Raw genomic sequence first — 5,800 nt, 5'->3', positions numbered from 1 at the left:
AGTCCTGAAATCGATATAAGTAAAATAAGCCTTATCCGGTCTGACCCAGAACATAGAAAGAAGCGCCAGGATCACTGCAATTGACAAAACGGTTTCTTTCCTGAAAAAAAACATATAATTTTTGTAACATAATATTTCCTTTCCGGTCCTCCTGGCTATCGTATGTGGCAGAAAAAAGAATCTAAACTGGAACTGGCAGCCTCCATGATCCGGCAGGTTATGCCTGAATTTCAGGAAAAAAAGCAGGTTATTAAAGACCTTAAAACAGCTGATTCATCAATAAGTCTTTTTTTCATTTTCATACCCCTTATCTTGTTTCGTGTCAATGTAAATTCATTATATCCTATCCATGTATTGAATGCAATGAGAATAGTAAATAGTCGGAAACTGTGGTATAATCAGGTTATCATGGTTTCCATTAGCATTCAAAATATAAAAGGGGAGAAAAAGTATGAACGAGCATGAAAATCAAACGATGAAAATATTCGGCAAGCGGCTGACTGCTAGCCTGCTGGGTGCAGCACTGGTGATGAGTATGCCGTTTGCGTCCGCGCTGACACAGAAGAACATTACCGTAGAGCGTGGTGTTACGGTTTATGTGGATGACCAGAAGCTCAATCCGGGTGACGCAAATGGCAATTCGGTAGAGCCAATGCTGTATAATGGTACGACTTATCTGCCGATTCGCGCGGTATCTGCGGCGCTCAATGTGCCGATTGCGTGGGACGGAACGACGTCCAGTGCGTATCTCGGTGAGCATAAGGTGGATCAGAATGCGGTAAACCGTGCGAAAGCGTATGTTTCGGTGATCGAGCAGCTGCAGAGTAAGTACGGCAAGCGCGCTGTCAGCGGCAGTATCGTCAGCGGTCTGGTGACGGCGATGCTCATCGATTTTGATGGGGACGGAAACGAAGAACTGCTTTGTGTTTGCAATACGAAGGATAAGATTCCGGCTGATCAGTGGGATAAGCATGGCACAAATGCATCCAGCAAATATATGGTTTACTCGTGGAATGGGTCTTCTGCGGTAAAACTGGTAGAAGATGAAGTGCCGTTTATCTTTACACAGAATGATTCTCGTAATTTCCCGCGAGTGCTGCCCATAGCTTCTCAAAACGGAAAGTATTATTTAGTATGGATGAGCAATGGTGATTTAGCAGGAAATAATAAAGCATATTCAATGGAGCGGATAGAGACTGTAGTGAATGGTCAGTGGCAGACGAAAGGCATCTGGCACTATGAAGATTGGAATTATGAGTCGGTAAGAGTATGGGATACGGACTTGTTCACTGGTGAAGTAATTGATACAGAAAACGATTGGAAAGAATTCGGCAAACTGCATTACTCTGCAAAGGAATATCGGGTAACATTTAGCAGCTACAATACGGATGGACATCAGAATAATACCCTTAGCAATCTGGCTCCTGCACCGGAAATCGCACTTTCCAAGCTGAAAGCTATCGCCAACTCGCAGTCGTCCATTCTGGGCGGCAAGGCCTCGGGCGAGTATAATGCGAAACGTCGAATGGAAAAGCTGGCTGTTGAAACCGGGGTTAAGGTCTATGTGAACGACAAGCCGATTGTTCCGACCGACGTCAACGGCAAGACGGTTGACGTGCTGCTTTACAAGGGCACGACCTATCTGCCGGTTCGTGCCGTTGCAAATGCACTCGATCAGGCTGTTGCATGGGATGGCGCGAGCTACAGCGTATACATCGGCAGTCACAAGGACGTATAGGTAATTACAGCAAACCCACCTTATATGGATCATTGGAGCTTGAGGGAGTCGAAGATGATTCATTCGTGAAAAGAAAGGACCAAAGAATATGAACAAACGCACTATGTTTATGATTGGCGTTGTTAGCGCTGCGCTTCTCACGAGTGCTGGCGCGGTGAACGCAACCCCGACCAAGAATACAATCTATGTAGACGGCACAAAGGTTAACGGCGCCGCTTACATGATTAACAATAACAATTACTTTAAACTCAGGGATGTTGCGGCGATGGTCAACGGAAGCACAAAACAGTTTGAAGTGTCTTGGAATGAGACGAATAAGCGGATCGATCTCACGACCAACAAGGCATACACCGTTGTTGGCGGCGAAATGGCGCTTCCTTCTAGCGCAGTGAAAACTGCCAAGGAATCGAAGGCATCCGTATTTAAGGATGGAAATAAGGCTGATTACACAGGATACAACATCTCCGATAACAACTATTACAAGCTGCGTGATCTTTGTAAGGATATGAACATCGGCGTCAAGTTCGATCTCGCAACCAATCGAGTCGACATTCTGACGACTGTAGGTTACGGTGAAGAGGATAACGCGGGTAATACCACGAAACCCACGACACCGACTGAGCCGACAAATCCCGTAACGCCTACGGAACCCACGGCGCCGACAACGCCCTCCACCAGCGATAAAATCGGCCCCAGTGATATTGATTATCGTGCGGCAGGTGATGAGGGAATTAAGAGCGTCGTTCTGTCAGCGTATGATCCTCATTATATTTATTATCCGTCTTACGGAAAGTATAGCGCAGACTATCAGAACCTGTTGGACACCTGCGGTGAGGAAATCGTGACCAAGACAGTAAGTTACTATACCTACTGCTCTCAAACCGATCAAAAGTCTGTGCTTGCAGGATATCCCATTCAGATTCTGGTCAAAGATGAACGTCTGAATAAGGAAACGAGAGTATGTGCAATGACTTATTACGTTTCCAAGCCTGAAGGCGAGATTACTATAAAAATGCCAAAGAGCACATACGAACGCGCTCTTTCTGGAGAAACGGGAGTATTCCGAGTGCTTGGTACGTTTATCGAGAGAAACAATTCCCATGCACTGATCAACGGGCAGGAATATCAGATCAATCCAGTTAACTTCTCTAAATCAGACTTCCGTTCCGAAAATCCCACTGCCATGGAAATGACCTTAATGCCGAAGTCTAGGAATAATTGAAAAAACAAACACCTACTCAGCCAATGCAAGCATTGGCTGAGTTTTTTATAGTTCTTTGATAGCAAGCGCAAAGTCCATCAAAATGCTGCAGGAGATTGAGAAAATGAAAGGTCGGGATTTCGTGCAGCAGCTTTTGGACGGCACGGTTCTGAACGAAAAGCATAGGAAGATTGTCGCGCAGGTGACGAGCGGATTGGAGTAAAAGAACAGCCACCGGAGAAAATTCTCCGGTGGCTGTTTGCTTAAAAAGTCGAATATTATGGTTCAATTTCGTGAAAATGTAATGTGTTTACGGTATTATCAAAAAAGTCTGCATAATCAGAATTTATGACGGCTGTAAACGAATCAAATTGTGGTTCAACCGAACAGGTAAACATCGTGCAAGCCTTTTCACGATCATCCCATTGTTGACGCTCTGCCGAACTCATATTCTCTACATCAGTAACAGAAAATTGTTCCCATGCCTTTCATATTGTTGCCGTAATTCAGCATTTTCAACTGTCATAAGGCTACAATTAACACTCACTATTACGGGTATAGAAGTATCATTTATGTTGAGGTTTCCATTAGCTTCATAATAGTTTTCTGTTGAACACAGAGAGAACGAAAAACTTAATTCATCGCACGAATAAGTTGTGGATTCTAAAAGTAAACCTTTCACTTTCCATGCGTCATGTTTTTCTTTGACAACCTCTACATCATATAAATCCGTATCATTTATCATGTATTGAAACGACATAATACCTAATTTACCTGATTGATTGACTTCACCCTCACCGCTTCCGCCAACAAATGTGACTGTGTAATCTGAACCATATCTTGCAGTCAAGAAGGAATTATCCGTCATATACTCATCGGCCACGGTTTGGTCAGTTGCCAATATTCCCGAAGGAACCGATAGTTTACCGGCAGAACATCCCGATAATATTCCTACTAAAGTAGATAACAGCAATAAAAGCACCTTCTTCAAGAATAAATTCACCTCCACGAAAAAGATTCCACTTTGTTATTCGACTTACGATTCATAATTTTATATCCGCCATACTTACTTTTCCAATAAAGTTTCTCATCGTAAGCACTACGCATTGTACTATTGGGGAATGTTAGTGTAACATCCATAATAATATTTTCTTTCTTGGCAGAATTAAGTTTGAAGACTGTTAGCCACCAATGCCCCGACGAAGAACGAGAAGCAAAAGCATTGGTAGTATACGAATCACCGCCGTTTTTCTTTTGTACCACTTCTCTAAATGCAATGCTCATGCCAATGTATTCACTGGAATACGCTGCTCGGTACCATGCAACATTTTTAGATAACGGTTCAGTATTTTTTATCATAGAAAATAATCTATCAAATGCTTCTGTTCCGGTAAATACTGCACCATCGCATCGCATCTTTTGAAAATATTGACTAAGCGACATCGTGCCATCCAAAACATATAAACCAACTTCGCCGCCAGCAGTAGGACCGTATTCGCCCTTCCAACATTCCACACGCCATGTTTTGTTGTTATATTGGAATATACAGGACAAGAAATTAATATTGATACCCGGAACAATATTCATATACTTGTCAAAAAGGTCCATATAGCCAAATGTCCGCTGCCAACCATATTCAGATGAATAAAAATATTGTCCACCATACGAGTATTCAAAACCAAATTTTTGAGCTACCGAATCAATTGTAGCAGATATGCTGGGGCGTTTGCTTGTTTTTAGATACTTATCTGCAATCCAACCTGTTTTACCTTCATATTGAACTTTGGCCCAATTATAATTGTTATTGTTTTTCTTCTCGTTTAAATATGTAACAGCAGTATTATATTGCAATGTCGCGAGGACATTATATGATGTGCCTGCGCCACTACGCATATAGACATTATCAGTAGCAACATATCGCGTATTCGATGATGCAAGTCCAGCCCAATCAGAATAATTAACCACATTATTCCCGCAATACCCATACCAATTCTCGCCGTCCTTGATAGGGTCTTCCTGTGTGAACCGGTGGTCGGCAGGGTCGTAGAAACGATTCTGCGCGAAATACAGGTCAAGCACTTCGTCCCAAGTGTAGCCGGTGAAATTGTTGGCGTTGTCAATGCCGCTGAAATTCGTGTCCGTGTAGGTTTTGGTCAGCGGATTGCCCCACGGGTCATAGATCGTGTGAGAGATGACCTTGCCGGTTTCGTCTACGGCAAACAGCGTGCTGCCGAGATGACTGGTGCGATACCATACCTTGCGCACATCATTTGCCGCAAAGTCACTTTGCAGGTTTTCGCCGCCCTCACCGCGCTTTGTACCGGCTGCATAGCCGTACTCTGCCGAGATACGGGTGCCGTCCTCATCGTACACATACCGCTGCGTGAAGCTGCCGTCCTCTGTGACGAGTATATCACGATTGGCAATGGAAAGATAGTCCACAACATAGTTCTTTGTTACGGTTTCAAAATTGCTCTGGAAGGTCGTGCCTACCTCGGTTTCCCATGTGCGCTGCCAGAAAAAGCGTCCATCCTTCAAGAAGTCCAGATAATCGGTGCCGTGCGAACCGTCCTTCAAGTCGGAGTTTGCATGGGCGGCATTCTTGTTGTCGCGCACCTGTACATTCTTAATGCGTACATTGAGCGCATTATAGGTGTAGGTGCTGCTCTGACCGTCCTCTGTCTTGCCGGTTTTCAGCTTGTTCTGTGCCGTGTAGGTATACTCGGTCGTGCCGTCCGGTGCAGCCTTCTTAATCAGATTGCCCGCCGCGTCATAGGTATAAGTGGTCGTACCGTCCTTGCCGGTCTTGCTAACCAGACGGTTTTGCAGATCGTAGGTGTAAGTGTTCGTACCATCGGAAA

At 44.2% G+C, this 5,800-nt stretch carries 4 protein-coding genes; 2 read left to right on the top strand and 2 right to left on the bottom strand.

The genetic code is table 11. The annotated features are described in order from the left end of the window. Positions 1-451 precede the first annotated feature (451 nt). Together DXB00_RS15960 and DXB00_RS15955 are read left to right on the top strand one after the other, a co-directional pair. A complete protein-coding gene (locus tag DXB00_RS15960) occupies positions 452-1,738 on the top strand; it encodes a stalk domain-containing protein (RefSeq protein WP_110436384.1) in 1,287 nt (428 codons plus the stop codon). A gap of 88 nt (positions 1,739-1,826) precedes the next feature. After that, the gene (locus tag DXB00_RS15955; protein WP_118360359.1) at positions 1,827-2,960 is read left to right on the top strand and encodes a hypothetical protein; all 1,134 of its coding nucleotides are present in this window, start codon (positions 1,827-1,829) and stop codon (positions 2,958-2,960) included. Positions 2,961-3,393: 433 nt separating this feature from the next. On the opposite strand, the gene DXB00_RS15950 is transcribed toward DXB00_RS15955, so the two are convergent. Together DXB00_RS15950 and DXB00_RS15945 are read right to left on the bottom strand one after the other, a co-directional pair. Beyond that, positions 3,394-3,930: a hypothetical protein gene (locus DXB00_RS15950; protein ID WP_147359232.1), complete on the bottom strand. Its 537-nt coding sequence runs from the start codon at positions 3,928-3,930 to the stop codon at positions 3,394-3,396. 8 nt (positions 3,931-3,938) lie between these two features. Beyond that, the coding region (locus DXB00_RS15945) for a DUF4474 domain-containing protein (RefSeq protein WP_119215181.1) at positions 3,939-5,800 on the bottom strand (1,862 nt) is incomplete at its 5' end.

The organism is Butyricicoccus sp. OF10-2 (assembly GCF_003481925.1).
Taxonomy (GTDB): domain Bacteria; phylum Bacillota; class Clostridia; order Oscillospirales; family Butyricicoccaceae; genus Agathobaculum; species Agathobaculum butyriciproducens.
This window is presented reverse-complemented; position numbering and strand designations above follow the sequence as displayed.

Coding starts and splice junctions, on each gene's coding strand:
- DXB00_RS15960 (WP_110436384.1), top strand. CDS start 452: ATGAACGAGCATGAAAATCAAACGATGAAAATATTCGGCAAGCGGCTG.
- DXB00_RS15955 (WP_118360359.1), top strand. CDS start 1,827: ATGAACAAACGCACTATGTTTATGATTGGCGTTGTTAGCGCTGCGCTT.